We start from the raw sequence: 20,792 nt of genomic DNA, 5'->3' as shown, positions 1-20,792 counted from the left end.
CGGTGATGACCGGGGTCCGGAACGCCGTTCGTCTCAATCCGGCAAAGCCCAGCCCGCTACGCTGACCGTATGACGAGCGAGGAGCAGCCCACCCCCAGCGCCGCCCCGGCTGCCGGAGCCACTGTGGCCGACCTGTCCGAGGTCGCGCCCGCCGGAACCCCCGTGGACCGGGCCCGGGCGCTGCTGCGGACCCGCCCCTACCGGCGCCTGTGGACCACCCAGCTGATCGGCGGCACTGCCGACCGGCTCGGCCTGCTGGTGCTGCTCGCGCTCACCGTGATCGCGGCCGCCCAGGGCGGCCAGCTCGGCGACCTGCCGCGCGGCCTCGCCTTCGCCACCGCCGCCGTCCTCGCCGTCCGGGTGGCGGCCACCGGGCTGGTCGGCGTGGCGCTGCTGGAACCGCTGCACCGGCTGGTCGCCGGGAAGCTCGACCGGCGCTGGACGCTGTTCGGCGCCGACGCGCTGCGCGCCCTGCTGGTCGGCCTCGCGCCCTGGTGGACGGTCTGGCTGAGCTCCGGACCGCGACCCTCCGGCGCCGCCACCTACGTGCTGCTCGCCACCGTGTTCCTCACCGGCGCGGTCGAGCGGGTCTGGGGGATCGCCAAGGCCGCCGTCGTCCCCGGCCTGCTGCCGCCGGCCAGTCCGTACGTGCCCGCCGCGGAGCAGCGGCCGACCGTCGCCAACCTGGACACCGTCCGCAGCATCGACCGCTTCACCGGCTGGGTCAGCGTGCCGCTCGCGGCCGTCGGCGTGGTCGCCTTCACCCTGCTCAACAACATCGGTGCTGCGCTCGGCTCGGACTGGCTGCGCGCCCACCAGCTGACCTTCGCCGCGCTCGGCGCGGCCGGCCTGTTCGCCGCCTCGGCCGCCCGCGGCTACCTCCAGCAGCTGCCCGGCGGCCCGGTGGCGGTCGCCCCGCACTCGCCGCTGACCGGCCTGCGCGCCCCGACCGACGCCACGCCCGGCCCCGCGCTGAGCAAGGGCCGCACCGGCAGCGCCCCGTACTTCACCTTCGCCGTCGCGGCCGGGTTCGCCTCGATGGCCGGTGTCGCCGCGCTGGCGCTGCTCACCGCCGCCGAGCACCGGGCCGGGCCGATCGGCTACGGCCTGATCGTGCTCGCCGCGGCCGGCGCCCCCGCGCTGGGCGCCCGGCTCACCCGGGCCGCCCTGCCCTCGCTCTCCCGCCGCCGACTGCTCGCGCTGGCGCTGCTCACCGAGGGTGTCGCGCTGATCCTGGCCGGGCTGGTGCTGGACTTCGTGCTGGTCCTGCTGCTCACCGTGCTGGCCGGCCTGGCCGCCGGGCTCGTCATCTCGGCCGGGCGCACCCTGCTCGCCCAGGAGGTCGAGGAGGCCCGGCTGCCGAAGGTCACCGAGCACCTGTACGCGGTGCTGCGGGCCGTGGTCGCGGCCGCGCTGGTGGTCGTCCCGCTGATCGCCGCGGCTTACGGGGACGTCGAGTACGGCACCGTCGAGCCCGGCTCCTTCACCTTCATCCACGGCGGCGCGGCCCTCGCCGTTGCTACCTCGGGGCTGCTCACGCTGGTGCTCGCCGCCGTCGTGCTGCTGCGCACCGACGACCGGCGCGGCACCGCTCCGTTCGCCCGGGACCTGGTGGACGCGGTGCGCGGCGGCGGCGGCCCGGTGCCGCACCGGGGCGCGGGCACCGGCTTCTTCATCGCCCTGGAAGGCGGCGACGGCGCCGGCAAGTCCACCCAGGCCCAGGCGCTCGCCGAGTGGATCCGCGGCAAGGGGCACGAGGTCGTGCTCACCCGCGAGCCCGGCGGCAGCCCGGTCGGGCAGCGGCTGCGCGGCCTGGTCCTGGACGTCGGCAACACCGGCCTGTCGCACCGCGCCGAGGCGCTGATCTACGCGGCCGACCGGGCCGAGCACGTCGAGAACGTCATCCGGCCGGCCCTCGCCCGCGGCGCCGTGGTCATCACCGACCGGTACATGGACTCCTCCATCGCCTACCAGGGCGCCGGGCGCGACCTGGCCGCCACCGAGGTCGCCCGGATCTCCCGCTGGGCCACCGGCGGGCTGCTGCCCGACCTGACCGTGGTGCTGGACGTCGACCCGACCAGGGCCCGGGAGCGCTTCACCGAGGCACTGGACCGGCTGGAGTCCGAGCCCACCGAGTTCCACCAGCGGGTCCGGGCCGGCTTCCTCGCCCTCGCGGCCGCCGACCCGGCGCGCTACCTGGTCGTGGACGGCAGCCAGGCCCCCGGCTTCGTCACCACCGCCATCCGGCACCGGCTGGACCGCGAGCTGCCGCTCTCCGAGCAGGAGAAGGCCGCTCGCGCCGAGCAGGAGCGGCTGGCGAAGGAGGAGGCCGAGCGGCGCGCCGCCGAGGAGGCCCGTCGTCGGGCTGAGGAGGAGGCCGCCGAGCGCAAGCGCCAGGAGGTGCTGGCGCAGCTGCGGGCCGAGCAGGCCGAGAAGGAGCGACTGGCCAAGGAGGAGGCCGAGCGGGCCGCCGCCGAGGCCCGACGCCGGGCGGAGGAGGAGGCCGAGCGCCGCGCGGCCGAGGAGGCCCGTCGGCGGGCGGAGGAGCAGGCTCGACTGGCCGCGGAGGCCGCCGAGCGCAAGCGGATCGCCGACGAGGCGGCCGCCCAGGTGCAGCTGCAGCGGCAGCGGGACCTGGCCCGCGAGGAGCAGCGGCGCCGGGCGGAGGAGGCGCTGCAGCGGGCCGAGGAGGCCCGGCTGGCGCAGGCCGCGGCGCTCGCGGCGGCTGCCGCCGCGGCGGAGACGGCTGCGGGGCGGACCGAAGGGCGGACCGAGGCCGGGGACGCGGCCACCACGGAGCTGCGGGCGGTTCGGGAGACGCCGGGGGAGGCCCCGGGTGCTTCGGGTGCCTCGCGGGGTGCTTCGGACGCGTCGGGTGCCTCTGCCGGGCTCGGCGACGAGGCGACGCGGGAGCTGTCGCTGCGGGACCGGCAGGCGGCGGCCGTTCAGGCTGCCGAGGCGGCCGACGCCACTGCCAAGCTGCCGGTGGTGCCGGCGGTGGACGAGACCGCGGTGCTGCCGGTGGTGCCGGCGGTGGACGAGACCGCGGCGCTGCCGAAGGTTCCCGCCGCGGATGAGACCGCGGTGCTGCCCCGGGTCGAGTGGGGCCGCCGTCCCGGCGAGCCGGTGGACGGCACGCGTGAGCTGCCGGTGGTCGACGGGCCGCAGGCGGGTGCCGGGCGGCCCGGCGCCGGACAGCCCGCCGTGGAGCGGCCCGGTGTTGGGCAGCCCGCCGTCGAGCAGCCCACGGCGGAGCGGCCCCGGCCGGAGTGGGCCGAGGAGACCCCGATGGACGACCTGCCGAGCCTGACCGACACCCTGCTCGGCTCGCGCGACGAGTGGGCCCGCTGGGAGCAGGGCGGTGGCCAGGGGCCGCAGGGCCCGCACGACGGCGAGAACCGGTGCGGCGGGGACGACCGGGGCGGGGACGGCGGCAAGGGCAAGGGTCGGCGCTGGGGTCGCCGGGGCTGAGCCCGTTTCGCAACGGATGGCGGGCGGCGTGGTCGGGGCAGTGGCTCTCGGCGGCGCCGCCCGTCGCCGTACGGGCGTGACCCGGACGGAGCAGTGGCTGTCGGGGCGGAGACGTATGCTCGACGGCGGGGAATCGGCGCCGGGAGCGCTGCCGTACGGAGCTTGGGAGCAGCAGTGGCCGTCTGGGACGACCTGGTGGGCCAGGAGCGGGTGGTCGAGCAGCTGACCGCCGCGGCCCGGGCGGCCGGGGCGACGGTCGAGGCCGGTCGCGGCGCCGCCCCGGGCCAGGGTGGGAACGCCTCCCTGATGACGCACGCCTGGCTGTTCACCGGCCCGCCCGGGGCCGGGCAGGTCACCGCCGCGCGCGCCTTCGCCGCCGCCCTGCAGTGCACCAGCCCCGACCTCGCGCTCGGCGGCACGCCCGGCTGCGGGTTCTGCGACGGCTGCCACACCGTGCTGGCCGGCAGCCACGCCGACGTCAAGTACGTGCGGACCGACGGCCTGTCCATCGGCGTCGGCGACATGCGCGACCTGGTGCTGCGCGCCTCCAGCTACCCGACCGGCGGCCGCTGGTCGGTGATCCTCGTCGACGCCGCCCACCGGCTCACCGAGGCCGCCGCGAACGCGCTGCTCAAGGGCGTGGAGGAGCCCTCCCCGCGCACCGTCTGGCTGCTCTGCGCCCCCTCCGTCCAGGACGTGCTGCCGACCATCCGCTCGCGCTGCCGCCTGCTCGTGCTGCGCACGCCCGCCGCCGAGGCCGTCGCCGACATGCTGGTCCGCCGGGACGGGGTCGAGCCGGAGGCCGCCCGGCTGGCCGCGCTCGCCGGGCAGGGCGACATCGAGCGCTCGCGCCGCCTCGCGGTGGACGAGCAGGCCCGCACCCGCCGCACCGAGGTGCTGCGGATCCCGCTGGAGGTCTCCGACATCGGCGGCTGCCTGGCCGCCGCCCAGCGCCTGGTCGACACCGCCAAGGCCGACGCCGAGGCGCTCGCCGAGACCCAGGACGCCAAGGAGACCGACGACCTGAAGGCCGCCTACGGCGCCGCCGAGGGCAGCAAGGCGCCGCGCGGCATGGCCGGGGCGGTCAAGGAGCTGGAGAAGCGGCAGAAGAGCCGCGCCACCCGCACCCGCCGGGAGACCCTCGGGGTCGCGCTGCTCGACCTGCTCGGCTTCTACCGGGACGTGCTGGCGATCCAGCTCGGCTCCACCGGCACGCTCGCCAACGAGGACCAGCGGCAGGCGCTGAACCGGGTCGCCCAGGCCGGGCCGGCGGAGAGCACGCTGCGACGGATCGAGGCGGTGCTCGCCTGCCGTACGGCGTTGGACCGCAACGTGGACCCGTTGCTGGCGGTCGAGGCGATGACGGTGGCGCTGCGGGCGGGCTGAGGCCGTTCCCTTCTCGCCGTTGGCCGCCGGTCCTCGCCGTTGGCCGCCGGTCCTCGCCGTGGGCCCTCCCGTCCTCGCCGTGGGCCTCCCGTCCTCCCCGTGGGCCGCCGGTCCTCGCCGTAGGCCGCCGGTCCTCGCCGTAGGCCGCCGGTCCTCGCCGTAGGCCTCCGGTCCCCCCGTAGGCCTCCCGGAGTCGGCCTGCCGTCCCACCTTCGAGTGAACGGGCGATACTCGCCGGGCACACCCGCGTGTGACAGTGCGCCCGTTGTGCACGCTGGGGGCCGACTGCGCCCCGGCCGTACCCCGGGCTCCCCCTGTGTCGGGGGCCCGCCGCCGGAGTGGTCGCCTCCCTGACGGCACCGGGTCCGGTCCGGCGCCGGCCCTCCTCCGAGGTGGTGCGTTCCGTGGTTCGTCCGCTCCTCGTCATTCCCCTGTTGGCCGCTGCCGTCGGCGGCATCTGGCTGGCGCGCGGCGCGCGCCAGCGCTGGCGCGACCTGCGCGCCGCCCAGACCTACGAACTGGCCGGCGACCGGTGGCCGATGTTGCTGCGGGCGGCGGGGGCGATGGTCTGCGGAGTGTGCGTCACCGCGTTGACGCTGCTCACCGCGCTCGGTGCCTTCGGCGGCCTCAGCCGGGGCAGGCAGGAGGCGGATCGGACGGAGTCGGCCGTGGACGCCGCCGCGGCGGGGGCCTGGGCGGGTTCCGGCGCCGGTTCGGCTGTCCGGCAGCCGGCGGCACCGCCGACGCCGACCGAGTCGGCCACCGCTGCGCCTGCCGTTGCCTCCGCTGCCACGACGCCCGCTGTGGTCAGCCGCTTCGACAGCGTCGGGCACCCGGGAGGCGGCGAGCTGCTGCAGTCCGCCGTGCTCGGCCCCGACGGGAAGCCGCGCAACATCCGGGTCTGGCTGCCGTCGCAGTACGCCAAGGAGCCGAACGCGCGCTTCCCCGTCGTCGTGATGCACGCCGCCACGCCGGGCAAGACCGCCGACGCCGAGGTCCCGGACGTCTTCGAGGGAGTCGGCGCCGCCCTGCAGGCCGGCCGCGCCCGCGCGTTCATCCTGGTCGCCCCCGAGGCGCCGAACGGCACCGCGCACCCCTGCGAGCTGATCGCCGCCGCCCCGGCCGCCGTCTCCGACGACGCGACGCTGCGCACGACCATCGCGGCCTCCTTCCGTGCCCTGCCCCCCAGCCCCGCCTCCTGGGGCACCCTCGGCGTCGAGGCCGGCGCGCCGTGCGCGGCCGCCGCGGGGCTGGCCCGCCCGGACCTGTACGGCGCGGCCGCGGCGGTCTCCGGCCGGTACGACGCCGCCGCGCTCACGCAGGCCGGCGCCGAGGCCCCGGCGGGCAGTGCGGCGAAGCTGCTGCTGGCCGCCGCCAAGGCGGACGCCGCCGGGCTGGACGCGGCCCGCACGCTCCAGAGCGCGCTCAAGGCGGGCCCCGGCTCGGCTGCCAAGGCGGACGTGCGGATCTCGGACAACGTGCAGGACTACACCCCCGACCGGGAGCGGCTGCGGCTGGTCCGGCAGGCGGCGCAGTTCCTGGCCGAGGCGCTGGCGAAGGCGTCCTGAACGGCGGTTGAGCGGGCGCTACGCTGCCTGGTACCCGGGGTGGGTGCCGGGCGGCCGCGTTTCTTCGCTCCCGTACCTTCGTGCTCGTTCTTTCGTGCGGTTTCTGTGGTTTCTGTGGTTCGCGGAGTTCGTGGGTTCGCGGAGTTCGTGGGTTCGCGGGGTTCGCGGATTTCGTGGCCGTGGAAAGGGGAGCGGATGAGGGTCTTCGGGCGGCGGGTCCGGTCGGCGGCCGCGGTGCTGGCGGCCGGGCTGCTGGCGGTCTCGGCGAGCGGGTGCAGCGCGGGGCCGTCCGACTCGACCGGCTTCGACGCGTCCGTCGCGGCCGACGTCACCCCGCTGGAGCCGCTGCCCGCCGCCGTGCCGCAGGCGCTCGCGCCGTACTACGCGCAGCGGCCGGTCTGGCAGCCCTGCGACGGCGGGTTCGAGTGCACCACCTTCCGGGTGCCGATGGACTACGACCGTCCAGGGGGCGGCGACCTCACCCTCTCGGCGGCCCGGGCGGCGGCCGTACCGGGCGAATCCGGTTCGCAATCCGCTTCCCAACCCGGTTCCGCTCCCGGTTCCGGGGCCGGGGCCGACGCCCGGCTGGGCTCCCTGCTGCTCAACCCGGGCGGGCCCGGCGGCTCGGCGATCGAGTACCTGGAGGCCGTCGCCCGGACGTACGACCGCTCGGTGCGGGCCCGGTACGACCTGGTCGGCGTCGACCCGCGCGGGGTGGGCCGCAGCAACCCCGTCAGCTGCCTGAGCGGCGAGCGGATGGACGCCTTCACCGCCGTCGACCTCGAACCCGGCGACCAACGGGCGATCGACGCGCTGGTCGCCGCCGACAAGGAGTTCGCCGACGGCTGCTACCGGCAGGCCGGGGCCGCGCTCGGCCACCTCAGCACCGTCGAGGCGGCCCGCGACATGGACGTGCTGCGCGCCCTGCTCGGCGACGAGCGGCTGAACTTCGTCGGCAAGTCCTACGGCACCTTCCTCGGGGCCACCTACGCCGGGCTCTTCCCCAGCCGGGTCGGGCGGGTGGTGCTGGACGGCGCGATGGACCCGGCGCTCGACTCGGTGGCCGGCAACCGCACCCAGGCCGGTGGTTTCGAGACCGCCTGGGCGGCCTTCGCCAAGGACTGCGCCAAGCACGAGGACTGCCCGCTCGGCCGTACCGAGCAGCAGGTCGGCGAGCAGCTCACCGTCCTGCTCGCGGCCGTCCACGCCCACCCGCTGCCGAGCACCGACAACGGGCGTCGGCTCACCGGCTCCCAGGCGACCACCGGGATCATCCAGGCGATGTACGCCGACTTCCTCTGGCCCAGGCTGCGCAGCGCGCTCACCGTCGCCCGGGCGGGCGACGGCACCGGCCTGCTGAAGCTCTCCGACGAGTACTACGGGCGCGGGGCGGACGGGTCGTACCCCAACGTGATGTTCGCCAACACGGCGGTGAACTGCCTCGACCTGCCCGCCCCCTTCAGCTCGCCGGAGGACGTCCAGCGGGCGGTGCCGGACTTCGAGCGGGCCTCGCCGCACTTCGGGCGCGACATGGCCTGGATGGCGCTGACCTGCGCCTACTGGCCGGTCCGGGCCACCGGCGCGACGCACACCATCCGGGCCGCCGGCGCCGCCCCGATCGTCGTCGTCGGCACCACCCGCGACCCGGCCACCCCGTACAACTGGGCCCGCTCCCTCGCCGGCCAGCTGGAGTCCGGCCGGCTGCTCACCTACGACGGGGACGGCCACACCGCGTACGGGCGGCACAGCACCTGCGTGGACGGCGCGGTCAACCACTTCCTGCTGACCGGGGAGGCGCCGGAGCAGGGCAAGCGCTGCGACCGGTAGCCGCCTGCCGTCACGCGGAGGAGACCGCCAGCTTCGCGGCGAAGCCCGCGAACAGCACGGCGACGCCGCTGGTCAGCGTCGCGGAGAGGCGCCTGCGGCGGCGGAAGGCGGTGGCCAGCGTGGTGCCGGCGAAGATCAGCAGGGAGAGGTAGAGCAGGCTGAAGGTCTGCAGGATCCCGCCGAGCAGGCCAAAGGACAGCGCGGGCTGCCCGTACGACGGGTCGACGAACTGGGTGAAGAACGACAGCAGGAACAGGATCGCCTTCGGGTTCAGCAGGCTGATCACCAGCGCCCGGCGGAACGGCCGCTCGACCGCCTCCGGCGCCGCCTCGGCGGCCGGGTCGGCCTCGGCCCGGCGCTCGCGCCACAGCTGGCGGGCGGCGCGGAGCATCCCGAAGCCGATCCACAGCAGGTACGCGGCCCCGCCGAACTTGACCACCGCGAACACCGCCGGGTTGGCCTTCAACAGCGAGGCAGCGCCCAGTGAGGTCAGGCTGATCAGCGTGAGGTCGCCGACGAACACGCCCGCCGCGGCCTGGTACCCGGTCCGGATGCCCTTCCGGGCGGCGACCGACAGCACGTACAGCGAGTTGGGGCCGGGCAGCAGGATGATGACGAGGGCGCCGAGGATGTAAGTCGCCAGGTCGTTGACGCCGAGCACGATGCGCTCCGGGGTGGGGAGGGGGTGGCAGGGGGCGCTCATCGTAACGTCGCACCGGTGATCGATTGAAGCGAAAACCATCCCCCTTTGCCCACCCATGTCCCACCCCCGCCCTGCCCCCGTCCGTCCTCCGTCCGTCCCCGACCACCCTGGCTACGGATCACCTGCGAACCTGTGTAGACTGGCCCGCGTTGCCACCACACATGGCAACGGTGCCGCCTTAGCTCAGTTGGCCAGAGCAACGCACTCGTAATGCGTAGGTCGCGGGTTCGAATCCCGCAGGCGGCTCAGAAGCAAAAAGGCCCGGTCAGTGCTCTGACCGGGCCTTTTGTCGTCTACATCATGCGTCGGCGGCGCCGGGCGCGGGCCGCCCGGGTGTTCGTGGTCTCAGTTGTGGTCTCACTTCCGGCCGGTTGGGGCCAGAGCGCGTTGCCCATCCGCCGGGCCGCTTCGCGGGTCGTCGGGGTGGTCGTCTTGACGTAGCGGCGGGTCATGCTGATCTGCGAGTGGCCGAGGATCTCCATGATCGTGAAAGGGTCCACGCCCAGCTCGTTCAGGATCGTTCCGGCCGAGTGACGGCTCCCGTCGTGCTGGCGCCGGTCCTCGATCCCCGCCTCGGCCAGCAACTCCTTGAACTCCTCCCAGTCGGCGTGGGGATCGATCGGCTGGCCGTCGGGGCGGCAGGTCACGAGGCCGTAGTCCTGCCACCCGTCGCCAGCCGCAGCCTTCCACTTCTCCTGTTGCTCGCGCTGTTCGCGCAACAGCGGGATCAGGGGCGGGAGCAACGGAGTCGTGCGACGGCTGCCCTTGGTCTTCGGGCGGGTGAAGGCAAGCCCCCCGCCATGCCTCTTCGGGCAGGTGCTGGCGTGCCGGTCGCATTTCGGCGGGCAGGGCTTCGGGCACCCGCGCTTGTAGCGACGGTGCTTGGTGCATCCTGGCTCGCACGCGTCCCGGTGCAGCCGCCTGCCGCAGGCGTGCGGGTCGTCGCACCCGTGGCGCCACTTCAGCCGCTGGAGCTGCCAGGACGTGTCCATCTGCCCGGCATCCTCATCGACGTACTTCCAGCGCAGACCCAGTGCCTCACCCTGGCGCAGGCCCTGGCCGACGCCGATCACCCACCGGACGCGGGTCGGGCGCTTCATCGCCGCGACCAGGAAGCGCCGGGCCTCCTCCTGGGTGAACGGGTTCGCGTCCGTCTCCTCCACCGTGGGGGAGTCCACCAGGGTGGCAACGTTGCGGGCCACCTTTCCCCGACGGTGGGCGATCTTCAGTGCGCGGGAGATGATCCGGTGCACCTTGAGGATGTGCGATCCGGCGCGGCCCTCGGCCCGCATCTGCGCGTACAGCTCGTCCAGGTGCTCCGGCAGCAGCCGGTCCAGCCGGTGCTTGCCGATGCCCGGGATGATGTGGTTCCGGGTCTTCGACCAGTAGTCGTCCAGGCTGCGCGGCTTCAGCCTCTGGTTCGCGATCGTGGTCAGGTAGGTGGTCATCCACTGCTCGACCGTCGGCGCCCGGCCGGCCGCCGCCACCTGACCCGCATCGCGTTCGGCCTCCAATTTCTTGACCTTGCGCCGCACTTCGGGCTCAGTCTTGGCGCTGCGGTGGCGCCGGTCGGGGCTGCCGTCCGCCTTGACACCCATGGTCACGCGGCCGTGCCAACGGCCGTCCGCACCCTGGTAGATGGTCGATTCCATGTTGGGCAGGCGGGTCTTGCGTTCGCTCACGTGGTGCTCCTGAAGTGGCGAGGGCGCCGGGCATGGTGCTGCCCGGCGCCCTCGAACGACTGGTCTGTGGTGATGGTTAGGCGGCGTTGGCGGCCTGGCGCTCACCCGGCCGCCGGTGCTCTTCTTGCTTGTGTGCGGTGAGGTGCGGGTCAGACCAGCCGGGGCTGTTCGTGCGGGGGCGGGACGGCCGGGCGAGCCATTTCGAGGTAGCGGCCCTCTCGCGTGCGGCCCGTGTCGATGAGGACACCCCGGGCCGCCAGCGTCGGTTGGAGACGCTTGAGCCGGTCGGAGAGGACTTTGCCGGTGGTCGGCCACCCCTTGGGCAGGGAGCGCAGGTCATCGCCGCTGTAGAGGCGGCTGAGGTGGCTCAGCCACTCGGTGGAGGTCATGCGCTGCGCGCCGCCCGGGTCGATGGTCTCGGCGTGCTTGAGAACGGTCTGCGCCAACAGGTCGCCCTCGATGACGTCGTCGTTCAGGTCGTCCAGGCTGGCCCGGTAGGCGGCCAGTGCCCCGAAGCCGGTTGCCGCGTCGAGTTGCGCGCACAGGTGGGCGAAGTCCGCCATGCGCAGATCGGTCGGTGTCTCCGCCTCGGCCGCGCGGACCTTGACTGTGAGGTCGAGCAGCGACCCGAGCACGACGGGCAGGACCTCGGCGTACTCGGCCCACAGTTCCGCCTCGGTGCGGCGGACGCGGGGGCGCTCCAGCCGCAGGGGCAGGAGGCGTTCGGCGAGGTCGGGGCGGATGACGCCCACGTCGATGCCGGTCAGGAGCAGGGGGCGGCGGTAGCTGGCGCGGTGCACGTCGCCGTCGGTGAACAGGGCGCGCTTGACGCTCTCGGCGCCGGTCACGATGCAGCACATGGCGTCGGACAGGTCCGGGGTCATGTGGGAGAGGTTGTCCAGGGCGGTGACCCATCCGGCCGCGACGGCGGCGATCAGGTTCTCCTCGTCCTTCGGCGCCCTGCGCAGGTCACCGCTCATCCCCTCGATGATCCTCACCAGCATCCGCCCGCCGGTGGACTTACCCGCGCCCTGCGGGCCGGTGAGGAACGGCGCGGGCACGGGCACGCCCGGCGAGAGGCAGCCGATGAGCCAGGCGAGGGCCAGGCATTCGGTCTGGGCGTTGGCGAAGTTCGTCAGCCTCAGTAGCAGGTCGATGCCCTTGCCGTCGGTGTCCTTGGCCGGCAGCGGGAGTTCACCGGTGAGCTGGGTGCGCCGCCAGCAGACCTCACGCGGGTCCGGGGTGAGGATGTCCCAGCCGGTGGGGTGGATGCGCACGGACAGGCCGTCGGCGCGGCCGAGGTCGAGCCAGGTGGCCCCGTCGAACCCGGGGGCCACCCGGATATGGACGGCCTGCACGTCCTCGGACAGGGCGAGCGCTTCGATCAGGTCCAGCGCCTCCTTGAGAGCGCTGCCGTTGAAGACGCCGACTTCGTCCCGGTACAGGCCGACCATGAGTTCCTGGCGGTGGCTGCCGGTCGTGCCCTGCGAGCGGATCGGCCGGGCCACCGGGTGGCCCACCTTCTGGGCGTATACGGTGCCGTCGGCGGTGCGGAAGTACCGGAAGTGCGCTTGCGCGTAGTCGGCGATGACCTCGCGTGCGGGGGTCTTCTCGTCCTCGGCCACGGCTACATCCCCAGCCGGGTCAGGGCGTTGGTCCACGCGTCGGCGCAGTGCCGCGCGGATTCGCCCTTGGCCTGCGCGGCGGCGAACAGCCGCGCCGTGTGTGCCTCGGTCAGGCACCCGCACCGGCCATGCGTCGAGAGCACGGCGAGGAACGTCGCGAACACCGTGTTGTGCACGGCGCCGGCCGCCTCGGTGATGCGCTGCTCTGCCATGGCGATGCCACGGGCCAGGTACCTCGGCGTGCGGTGGGGGCACGTGCCGCCCCGGACCGGCGTGGGCACGGCGACGGTGGCGGGCCGGATCGGGGCGGGCGCCTTGGCGACCAGGGCGCGGACGGCGTCCGGCAGGGGCGCGAGGGTGCCGGTGCCGGGGCCGAGCCAGCGGGCGTAGGCCATGGTGGACTTGATGTCCACGTCGGGCCGCACCTTGTTGGCGGAGGGCATGATGCCCTCGTAGAGCCAGTGCTCGCCCCGTGTGGTGCGCACGATCCTGGTGACGGGGAGGTTGGCGCGCGCCCAGGCGATGGCTTCGGCGTTGTCGAGGTCGACGACGGTCACCCCGGCGCCGCCGGGGTGGTAGGCCACCGCTGCCGCCTGGCGCCACGCGTACGCCCAGTGCGGCGAGGTGATGACGTCGGGGTCGGTGGTTGCGGCGGCCCAGCCGTGGCAGGGGGCCGGGCAGTCGCAGGGGCCCGGCGTCTTCATGTTCGGCCGGCCGCCGCACGCGTTGCCGGTGCAGCGGCGGCAGTTGCCGAACGGCACCTTCCCGGCCCGCAACGGCAGCACGGGCACGTCGCAGGCCGCCAGGGAGAGAGCGGTGGGCAGGTGCTCTCCCCGAATCCTGGTCGGTTGGGTCATGCTGGATGTCTCCAGTTCTCTAGACGGTGCTGGATTGGCGGCGGCCCCGGTTCCTGGCGGGAGGGGGCCGCCGTTGTCGTTCGCTCAGGCGGCCCGGCGCGCGTTGGCGCCGGGGAACTGCAGGACGGTGGCGAGGCGGGTGGGCTGATTGGTGGCGGGGGTGGGGGCGCCCTCGCCACCGTCGGGCGGGGCGATGTCCGTGGCAGCGGCGCGGGCGGCGCGTTCGGCGGCGGAGGCGGCCAGGACCTGTCGGACGGCGGCGCTGTCGGTGTGGGCGCCGCGCTGGGAGAGGACGACGGGGACGCTGAGGATCACGCCGGGGGCCATGAGGACGGCGGCGGTGATGAGGTCGCTGGTGGTGCTCACGGGTTACCTCCGGTGCGGGCAGCATGGGCGAGCAGGTCAACCAGGTCCGCGCCGAGCAACGCGGCGCGCTGCTCGATCGCGGTCCAGGACTCGGGGTCGATGTGCATGAGGGCCGCGAGGGCGGCGGCCGGGCGCTGGTCGGCAGCGGCGGTGAGGGCCTCGCGCAGGTGGACGGCGGCGAGCGGGCGGATCGCGGCGGGGGCGGTCATCGCGGGCGCCGGGTCAGTGGTGGAAGAGGTGGGCGACGGCGGCGAGGAAGGTGTTGACCGGGTCGGCGAGGCCGGTACTGGCGGCGGTGAAGCCGGACAGCCAGACGATGACGGCGGTGCCGAGCGTGGTGCGGCGGGCCCGGATGAGGAGGATGGCGATGATGGCGAGCAGGACGGTGACGCTGATCGTGACGGCCATGGCGACCGGTCCTTTCCGTGCATCGTGGTGACGGACAGTCATGGGCGCGTGTGGGGCACACACGGCGACAGGCGTGTGGGCCGGACCCCGATTTCGGGGTCCGGAAGCGGTGCCGTGTGGGGCGCTCTGTGTGCCCCATACGGGCCACACGGGCAGGTCAGGGGCCCACACATGCCCGTGTGCCCCACACGGGCATGTGTGGGGCTGTGTGACCCTTCGCGTGTGGCCCTGTGTGGGCCTGCCGGGTCACTGCCGGTAGCGCTTGATGGCGTCTTCGAGGGTGTGCGCGTAGAAGCCGGCCTTGCTGGCACCGTCGATGCGGACGGTGCCGGCGCCGGGCCGCTCGACGCCGACGGCGCGCAGGAGGGCGTTGAGTTCGGCGCCGAGGGTCTGGGCGTCGGCGCCGAGCGCGGTGGCGAGGTCGGCGATGAACATGCGGTCCCCGCCCTTGGCGGTGATGGCTGCGTGGGCGGCCACGAGCAGCCGCGGCGCGGGGTCGACGGGCGGGGCGTCCTTGCGCAGGGAGGCGAGGTTCAGGCCCTGCGGGCGGGCGCCCGGGAAGGCGATGACCACCGCCGTCCCGTCCCCGTCGTCCCTGTCCCCGGCCGCGTTGTCGCCGGTCTGGTCGCGGAAGGCGGAGAGGTTCAGCCCGCTTCCGGATGGTGCGGGCGCCGGGGCGGTCTGGGCGGCCGGGGCCGGGGCGGTGGTGGTGCCAGTGGTGCCCGCCCAGAGCCATCCGGCGCGCTCCGGGTCCCAGCGGCGGGCGTAGTCGTCGCCGGCGGCCTGAGCGGAGACAGGGTCGAGGCGAGGGCGCCGGGCGTTGGTGGCCAGGACCGCGTCCCGGGCCATACTGGGGCTGGTCTTCCAGCCCTTGAAGCCGGTGGGGGCGAATCCGTCGGCGCCGGCGTCGCCGATGACGCCGCAGCCCTTGGCGCGGAGCTGGCGGGTGTCGACCTTCGCGCCGGGGAACAGCTTGTTCACGTTGTTCCCGGCGGACTCTCCGGAGGTCAGGGCGACGCCGACCGGGGAGAACTTGCGGATCGCGGTGTCGCCGATCGCGCTCACGTTGCCGTCCACGGCGGTGAGGACGAAGCGGATTCCCATGGCGCGGGTGGTCCGCATCGCCTTCTTGACCGCCTCCTGCAGGGCCTTCATCGTGCGGTCGGTGAAGGAGGCGGCGGACAGCAGTTCGGCGCCCTCGTCCACTACGACCTCGATTTGCGGCAGGTTGGCCGAGACGGGCAGCAGCGTCGTGTCCTGCGCGTCCATCAGGTCCTGGTAGCCCTGCTGGCGGGCCGCATTGATCCGCAGCACCGCGTTCATCATCCTCAGGGCCTCCTCCGGGGTGGAGGCCAGCCAGTCCACGCCCGGCCGCGTGTCCGCCGGGGGCTTCTCCGCTCCGGCCTTCGGGGCCTTGAGGCCCTGGGCCTCCAGCCAGGGACGAACCCACGGAATCCCGGCGGCACCAGCCTTCAGGTCGATGACGAAGGTCAGCACGTCCACGCAGCGGGCAAACCCGGCCAGGACCACGTCCACGAAGGTGGACTTGCCGCTCCCGGGCGGGCCCAGGATCAGCGCGCACGCCTCGCGCAGCAGCACCTGGGCCTGGTCGGAGTTGGGCAGCAGGCCCCACGGGATGCCGGTGAGGATCGACAGGGCCGAGTAGTCGTCCGGGTAGGGGTACTCGGCGGCCATGACGTTGACGGTGGCGATGTCGAGGACGACGCGGCCCTGCCGGTCTCCCTCCTCGACCCACACGGTGCAGCCGAGCGGCAGCCGGGCGTCGGTGGCCAGGCCCCGGGCGGCAGCGGCGATCCGGTCCCACGTGGCGGGCCCGGCGGGCAGTTCGGCGGCGAGGGAGAACCCGGCGCCGGTCTTCCAGAACTCGACCGCGAACACCGCGACCTGGACGCCGGTGACACGGTGGATCCGCTCGGCCCACTCCTTCGCGAGGGCCTCGCGCTTCCCGTTCAGGCCCCGGGCGGCGGTGCGGGCTTCGTCGCTCATGCGCTCCAGCTCCACGGCTTCCTCGCGGATCGCGGAGTTGGCGGCCATGGCGCCGATGCCGACGCCGAGCCCGGCCAGGGTGCCGGCCGCCGCCCAGGTGAGCGGGCCGGTGGTGATGGCCCAGGTGGTCCAGCCTCCGGCGAGCAGCCAGGACGCGGCCCGCCCGGCCATGGTGCGGCCGGTCAGACGGCGCCGGATGCTCGCGCCGATGCCGTGGCCGAGGGCTCCGGCCGCGCCGACGGCGAGTGGGATGCCGGGCGGCATGTGGGTGGCCGCACCGAGCAGGGCCATGGCGCCTGCGCCGGTCGCGGCCGAGATAGCGCCGGAGACGGGGCCGTGGGTGGCGGCCCAGTCCAGCGGCGGCACCCACGTGGTCTTCGGGTTGGGGGTCTTGCGGGTCTTCGGCTTGGGGACGTTGGTCAGATTCAGGGTGTGCTCGGGCGGCTGGTTCACGGCAACTCCAGGCAGCAACGCGGGTGGGTGAGGGATGAGGCGGGCCGCCCTGCTCGGGTGGCGGGGCGGCCCGGGGGTGGTGTGGTGCCAGGGGTTACTGGTTGTTGACGATGTCCCACTTCTCCTCGCCGTTGCGGGGGTTCTCGTGGCGGGAGATGTCCTCCTCGTGGGCGCCGCGGAAGGCCTTGCCGACCTCCTCGGAGGCACTGACGGCCGTCATCAGCAGCGTGTAGACCTCGTTCAGGGCCTCGCCCACGACCTTGTCGAGGGGGAACTCCTCGTCGGAGCGCTCCGCGAGGACGCGGAAGGTGTTGGCGATGGACTCCAGGCCCTCCGGCATGGCCTCGAACGCGGCCAGGACGTGCATCATCCCGTCGGGGTTGTAGTTCATCGCCGAGCCGTACATCTCGGATGCGACCTCGGAGAAGTCGAAGCCGGAACTCTTGGCCATGTCGCCTCCCAGGGCGGTAGGGCTGGTGTGTGCGGGCTGGTGGTGCTTGGGGGCACGCGGCACGGTGTCGGCCACCGCCTGCTCGCCGGTCGGGTCTTCGTTGTCGATGGCCTCGTCCACGGCCTGCTCGGCGTCGGCGAGTTCCTGGCGGATCGCGGCGTCGCGCTCGGCACGCTGCTGGGCGGCCTTGCCGGCCAGGCGGCGGTAGAGGCGGCGGCCGGGGTACATCAGCCAGGACCAGCCGAGCTTGCGGCCGATCGGCGTGGTCACCATGCCGATCAGACCGACCGGCAGGGCCAGCAGCGCGGCCAGCACGCGCCGGCCGTGGAAGCGGGCGGCGGAGCGGCGAAGCCGGTTACGGGCCTCGCGACGGGCCGGGGCCTTGCGGGCCTCCCGGCGGGCGTCGGTCACCTTGCGCTCGGCGCTCTGGTCGGCGGCGGTGCGGGCCTTCGTACGGGCCCTGTCCAGAGTGGCCCGCACGGCGGCGGCAGGCTTGGCCAGCGTCCGGCCGACCGGGCCGCGCTGGCCGGCCGTGCGCTCGCGCTCGGCGGCCTTGGCGGCACGGCGATCATCGGCGACCTGCCGCCGGGCCGCGTTCTGCTGGGTGCGGCGCTCGGACCTGGTCGGCGCCGCCTGCCGGTCGGCGGCCCGGACCGCCTTCACCTCACCGGCCCGTGTGGCCAGACGGCCCAGCGCCGCCTTGCCCGCGCCCGGCGACTTCCTCAGCACCGACCCGGCGCCCCCGCTCCGACCCGTGTCGGAGCTGCGGGGCCCGGACGACACCGACCCGACACCGTTTCGCCCAGCCGTGCTGCCCGGCGACCGCAGCGAGGCCGACCCGGCGCGGGCGGGCGAACCCGAGGCGGCGGTGGACTGGCGCGGCACCGCCACCGGACCGGCGCCTGTGCGGCTGGCAGTCCCGGCGGCGGTGCGGGACCGCCCGGGGCTGGTGGCCAGGGCCGAACCGCGCTGCGAGGTGGGCGTTTTGACGAGAGACAGGTGCGGGGCCCGCTGGTTGGCGGCGGCGCCCCGGGTGGTTGCGGCGGCGCGCTGGGCGGCCTTCGCGGCAGCCCGGCGGGCCACCCGGGTGGCGATCGCGCTGGTCGCGACCGTCCCGGCGGTGGCCGCGAGGGCGACCATCGGGCCGGAGGTCAGCGCGGCGGCCGAGGCCAGACCGACCACGCTGTTCGCCGTGGTCACCGCGAGCGGAACGGCCGGCAGACCGCCCCGGGTGTGCTCCAACCGAGGCTCCGTACGCCGCTTGCTGGCGCCCGGCGCGGGGGCCGGGGCAACCGGCGCGGCGGGCGGCTGGATCTGGGCGTCGACAGCCGCACTGGCCTGCGCCGACGCGAGGGTGTCGGACATGATGGGCTTCCTTCCTCACTTCGATGTGGTGTGGAAAGGGCCCGGGACGGTCGAACTCGTCGGCAAGCTGTGCGGCAGTCCCGGAACCGAGAAGCGGGTCAGACCAGGTCGGCCTGCGGCCACGGGATCGCCCGGCACTCGGCGGCGTGGTCGTTGGCCTCGATGCGGCTGGCGCCCAGCTCCTTGGCGATGTAGCCGCGCTTGCCGCAGCCCAGGCAGAGCCAGCTGGCCTTGGGGCTGCCGTACTGGTCGGTGCCGTCGGTGTAGAGGGCGACCAGGGCGGAGCTGAGGTTGAGGAACGCGGCGACGGTGCCGACCGGCAGGCCGGTGGCGCGGTCCTTGTGGATGATGTGCTCGGACATGGCGGGTGCTCCCGGGTGTGAGTCAGGCGGAGGCGATGAGGGCGGCGCAGGTCTCGAAGGCGTGGTGCCACGCCTGATCGAGCAGGTAGCCGCCGTTCATGCCGTGGTCGGCGAGCCGCACGAAGTTGCCCTTGCCGGTGGCGTTGGCCAAGCGGCGCAGGGGCTCACGCCGGTCGGCGACGTAGTGGCTGGCCGCGCTGAGCACGAGGGCGGCGGCCACCGGGACGGGCCGCAGCCGCATGCCCAGCAGGCGGGCGCCGCCGAGCAGGACGGCGGCCTGGACGGCGGTGTAGGAGGCGACGTGCGCGGCGCAGGCCCGGCGGCCCGGGGCTCCGGGCCCGCCCTTGGTCGTGGCCTGGTGGTCGGACTGGATCCAGTGGTCGGCGACGTCCGCCGCCGACCGCAGCAGGGCGTACGAGGCGGCGAAGCGGGCCGCCCGAACGTTCATGGTCATGACAGGGATCTCCTTGCTCGCATGGCGGAGAGCAGGTCAGGGGTGGGGCTAGGCCGCGAGGGCGGTGCTGTCGGCGCAGGTCAGGCAGGTGCCGAGGTGCGCGGGGAGCACGTAGCCGGCGTCCTGCCCGCAGGCGGGGCAGGTGCGGCGGGCGGCGTTGGCCTTTGCGAGGGCGGCGGTCTTCGCGGGGGTCAGCGGCCGTACGGGCTTGGCCCGGTCGAGCCGGTAGAGGTAGGCGGGGCGGGTGCCGCCGTAGCGGGAGCGCCACATGATCTGCGCGGCGACGTCCTGTCCGCCGGGCCGCAGCCCCTTGGCGCGCAGCTGGCGGCGGGTGAAGAGGCCGCGCGGCGCCATGCGCCACGGGTAGGTGGGGGTGCCGCCGTGGCCGGAGCCGTCGGGGTCCCAGTGGCGGGGGCGGCTCACGGCATCTCCGGCGGCGCGACGTCGAAACGGGGGGCGTAGAAGCCGACCAGCTTCAGCGGAACCCCGCAGTAGGGGCCGGTGAAGGACAGCCAGGCGAGGGTGCCGGACTCGTTGGTGTGGTGGTCGATGGCGGCCGGGTCGATGCCGAGGGCCTGCCGCCACTGCTCGAACTGGTTGAGACCGTTGTGCAGGGCGATGTTCAGCCCCCACCCGAAGTCGTACGTGCCGGGCACCTGCACCTGCTCCAGTTGGACGGCCGGGGCGGGCAGGGTGGCGTGGGCGCTCAGGAGGGAGAGCAGCACGCCGGCGGCCTTGATCTGGGCGTCGGCGCTCGGGCGGGTGTCGGTGCTGGTGGTCACGATGCCTGCTCCTCGGCGGGGTGCGTGGTGGTCTCGTCGGTCGTGGGGACGGCGTGCAGCGCGGGACGCTCCGGGCCGGCCGCGCTGAACTCGCGGTAGCGGTTGGCGACCCACCCGGCCGACCAGCCGGTCAGCTCGGCCGCCCGGCGCTGCGGGATGGTGGCCACAACGCAGGTCTGGATCTTCAGGCGGGCTTGGTCCTCGGGCAGCCGCTCGGTGACGGCGGGCGCGGTGAGGAGTTCCTGCCGCAGCCGCTCGATCTCGCGCTCGGCGTCCTGCTCACGCTCGCGCTCACGGCGCTCACGCTCGCTCACCTCGCGCTCACGGCGCTCACCCTCCCGCCGCTCGGCCTCCTCCTTGCGCTGCCGTTCCTCGCGCTCGGAAGCCTCCCGGCGGGCCCGCTCCTCCCGCTCCTCGCGGGCCATGCGCTCCTCGTGCTCACGCTGCTTGTCGGCCATCCGCTCGTCGTGCTCACGGCGCTCACGCTCGCGCTGCTCGGCCCGCTCGTACTCGGCGATCCGGTCCTCGCGCTCCTGCCGCCGGCGCTCCTCCTGACGGCGGTCGCGCTCGGCCCGCTCATCGCGCTCACGGGCCTCACGAGCAGCCAGCGCAGCGGCGATCGCCCGCCGGTACGCGAGGGAGGTTTCCGCCGTGACGATCAGCAGCAGCGGCGCCACCGCGTGGACCGCCACCCCGACCGCATCCCGGTCCAGGGCGGACAAACCCACGTTGAGCAGCACCGTCATGGCGCCGGTCATCCAGCGCAGCACGACCGGCCACCGGCCGCCGTCGCCCCCGAGGCGGGCGAGCGTGCTGTCCATGCGGATGACGATCACCACCGCTGCGTCCACGACCAGCGGCAGGATCGGGGCCGTCCACTGCCACCCCTTCGGGGTGTGTCCGGACATCAGCGGGGTCACCGTGAGCACGCTGTAGAGGACCGCGCCCAGCGTGATCGTCCACGTGCCAACGGCCAATGCCCGCTCCGCCGAACGGATCTGTTCCTCGCTCATGGGTGCCTTCAC

Annotated in this window: 18 protein-coding genes and 1 tRNA gene; 5 read left to right on the top strand and 14 right to left on the bottom strand. The window is 74.5% G+C overall.

Translation table 11 applies throughout. From position 1 onward, the window contains the following. The first annotated feature begins 69 nt into the window (after positions 1-69). The 4 genes from tmk (at position 70) to ACZ3UD_RS22005 (ending at position 8,252) form a co-directional block, all read left to right on the top strand. A complete protein-coding gene (gene tmk / locus ACZ3UD_RS22020) occupies positions 70-3,471 on the top strand; it encodes a dTMP kinase (protein WP_465590116.1) in 3,402 nt (1,133 codons plus the stop codon). A 174-nt stretch (positions 3,472-3,645) separates the two neighbouring features. Next, positions 3,646-4,857 (top strand): DNA polymerase III subunit delta', encoded by a 1,212-nt coding sequence (locus tag ACZ3UD_RS22015; protein ID WP_465590323.1) that lies wholly within the window; start codon positions 3,646-3,648, stop codon positions 4,855-4,857. 434 nt (positions 4,858-5,291) lie between these two features. Beyond that, a complete protein-coding gene (locus ACZ3UD_RS22010) occupies positions 5,292-6,425 on the top strand; it encodes a hypothetical protein (RefSeq protein WP_465590113.1) in 1,134 nt (377 codons plus the stop codon). Positions 6,426-6,620: 195 nt separating this feature from the next. After that, a complete protein-coding gene (locus tag ACZ3UD_RS22005; RefSeq protein WP_465590110.1) occupies positions 6,621-8,252 on the top strand; it encodes an alpha/beta hydrolase in 1,632 nt (543 codons plus the stop codon). A 10-nt stretch (positions 8,253-8,262) separates the two neighbouring features. On the opposite strand, the gene leuE is transcribed toward ACZ3UD_RS22005, so the two are convergent. Beyond that, complete coding sequence (leuE, locus tag ACZ3UD_RS22000; protein ID WP_393028100.1) at positions 8,263-8,913, bottom strand: leucine efflux protein LeuE; 651 nt, start codon at positions 8,911-8,913, stop codon at positions 8,263-8,265. A 214-nt stretch (positions 8,914-9,127) separates the two neighbouring features. Here leuE and ACZ3UD_RS21995 point away from each other — a divergent pair. Continuing rightward, positions 9,128-9,201 (top strand) — tRNA-Thr (locus tag ACZ3UD_RS21995). Positions 9,202-9,248: 47 nt separating this feature from the next. Here ACZ3UD_RS21995 and ACZ3UD_RS21990 read toward each other — a convergent pair. The 13 genes from ACZ3UD_RS21990 to ACZ3UD_RS21930 all read right to left on the bottom strand — a co-directional run bounded on the left by ACZ3UD_RS21990 (position 9,249) and on the right by ACZ3UD_RS21930 (position 20,780). Beyond that, complete coding sequence (locus ACZ3UD_RS21990) at positions 9,249-10,607, bottom strand: tyrosine-type recombinase/integrase (protein WP_465590320.1); 1,359 nt, start codon at positions 10,605-10,607, stop codon at positions 9,249-9,251. A gap of 179 nt (positions 10,608-10,786) precedes the next feature. Next, positions 10,787-12,262, bottom strand: coding sequence for an ATP-binding protein (locus ACZ3UD_RS21985; protein WP_465590107.1), 1,476 nt, complete (start codon positions 12,260-12,262; stop codon positions 10,787-10,789). Positions 12,263-12,264: 2 nt separating this feature from the next. Further along, positions 12,265-13,119: a bifunctional DNA primase/polymerase gene (locus ACZ3UD_RS21980; RefSeq protein WP_465590101.1), complete on the bottom strand. Its 855-nt coding sequence runs from the start codon at positions 13,117-13,119 to the stop codon at positions 12,265-12,267. 84 nt (positions 13,120-13,203) lie between these two features. Then, complete coding sequence (locus ACZ3UD_RS21975) at positions 13,204-13,485, bottom strand: hypothetical protein (protein ID WP_465590098.1); 282 nt, start codon at positions 13,483-13,485, stop codon at positions 13,204-13,206. Further along, entirely contained in the window at positions 13,482-13,694 is a 213-nt protein-coding gene (locus ACZ3UD_RS21970) for a hypothetical protein (protein WP_465590095.1), read from the bottom strand. Before ACZ3UD_RS21970 ends, ACZ3UD_RS21975 begins: the two co-directional genes overlap by 4 nt. A gap of 13 nt (positions 13,695-13,707) precedes the next feature. Next, entirely contained in the window at positions 13,708-13,893 is a 186-nt protein-coding gene (locus ACZ3UD_RS21965; protein WP_465590092.1) for a hypothetical protein, read from the bottom strand. A 246-nt stretch (positions 13,894-14,139) separates the two neighbouring features. Then, the gene (locus tag ACZ3UD_RS21960; protein ID WP_465590090.1) at positions 14,140-16,353 is read right to left on the bottom strand and encodes a hypothetical protein; all 2,214 of its coding nucleotides are present in this window, start codon (positions 16,351-16,353) and stop codon (positions 14,140-14,142) included. Between the two features lie 94 nt (positions 16,354-16,447). Then, on the bottom strand, positions 16,448-18,169 hold the full coding sequence (locus ACZ3UD_RS21955; RefSeq protein WP_465590087.1) for a hypothetical protein: 1,722 nt from the start codon (positions 18,167-18,169) through the stop codon (positions 16,448-16,450). A gap of 98 nt (positions 18,170-18,267) precedes the next feature. Further along, positions 18,268-18,531, bottom strand: coding sequence for a hypothetical protein (locus tag ACZ3UD_RS21950; protein WP_465590085.1), 264 nt, complete (start codon positions 18,529-18,531; stop codon positions 18,268-18,270). A 22-nt stretch (positions 18,532-18,553) separates the two neighbouring features. Beyond that, the gene (locus ACZ3UD_RS21945; RefSeq protein ID WP_465590083.1) at positions 18,554-18,985 is read right to left on the bottom strand and encodes a hypothetical protein; all 432 of its coding nucleotides are present in this window, start codon (positions 18,983-18,985) and stop codon (positions 18,554-18,556) included. 48 nt (positions 18,986-19,033) lie between these two features. Beyond that, positions 19,034-19,408: an RRQRL motif-containing zinc-binding protein gene (locus ACZ3UD_RS21940; RefSeq protein ID WP_465590081.1), complete on the bottom strand. Its 375-nt coding sequence runs from the start codon at positions 19,406-19,408 to the stop codon at positions 19,034-19,036. Further along, entirely contained in the window at positions 19,405-19,767 is a 363-nt protein-coding gene (locus ACZ3UD_RS21935; RefSeq protein ID WP_465590078.1) for a hypothetical protein, read from the bottom strand. Before ACZ3UD_RS21935 ends, ACZ3UD_RS21940 begins: the two co-directional genes overlap by 4 nt. After that, positions 19,764-20,780, bottom strand: a complete 1,017-nt coding sequence (locus ACZ3UD_RS21930; protein ID WP_465590075.1) for a DUF2637 domain-containing protein — start codon at positions 20,778-20,780, stop codon at positions 19,764-19,766. Before ACZ3UD_RS21930 ends, ACZ3UD_RS21935 begins: the two co-directional genes overlap by 4 nt. Positions 20,781-20,792 lie beyond the last annotated feature (12 nt).

This window comes from Kitasatospora sp. NPDC023118 (genome assembly GCF_055560875.1).
Note: the sequence above shows the minus strand (reverse complement) of the source record. Positions and strands in the feature narration are given on the sequence as shown.

Bases quoted from the DNA above. Each gene is read 5' to 3' on its own strand.
- tmk (WP_465590116.1), top strand. From the start codon at position 70: ATGACGAGCGAGGAGCAGCCCACCCCCAGCGCCGCCCCGGCTGCCGGA.
- ACZ3UD_RS22005 (WP_465590110.1), top strand. From the start codon at position 6,621: ATGAGGGTCTTCGGGCGGCGGGTCCGGTCGGCGGCCGCGGTGCTGGCG.
- ACZ3UD_RS21990 (WP_465590320.1), bottom strand. From the start codon at position 10,607: ATGGAATCGACCATCTACCAGGGTGCGGACGGCCGTTGGCACGGCCGC.
- ACZ3UD_RS21980 (WP_465590101.1), bottom strand. From the start codon at position 13,119: ATGACCCAACCGACCAGGATTCGGGGAGAGCACCTGCCCACCGCTCTC.
- ACZ3UD_RS21970 (WP_465590095.1), bottom strand. From the start codon at position 13,694: ATGACCGCCCCCGCCGCGATCCGCCCGCTCGCCGCCGTCCACCTGCGC.
- ACZ3UD_RS21965 (WP_465590092.1), bottom strand. From the start codon at position 13,893: ATGGCCGTCACGATCAGCGTCACCGTCCTGCTCGCCATCATCGCCATC.
- ACZ3UD_RS21955 (WP_465590087.1), bottom strand. From the start codon at position 18,169: ATGTCCGACACCCTCGCGTCGGCGCAGGCCAGTGCGGCTGTCGACGCC.
- ACZ3UD_RS21950 (WP_465590085.1), bottom strand. From the start codon at position 18,531: ATGTCCGAGCACATCATCCACAAGGACCGCGCCACCGGCCTGCCGGTC.
- ACZ3UD_RS21945 (WP_465590083.1), bottom strand. From the start codon at position 18,985: ATGACCATGAACGTTCGGGCGGCCCGCTTCGCCGCCTCGTACGCCCTG.
- ACZ3UD_RS21930 (WP_465590075.1), bottom strand. From the start codon at position 20,780: ATGAGCGAGGAACAGATCCGTTCGGCGGAGCGGGCATTGGCCGTTGGC.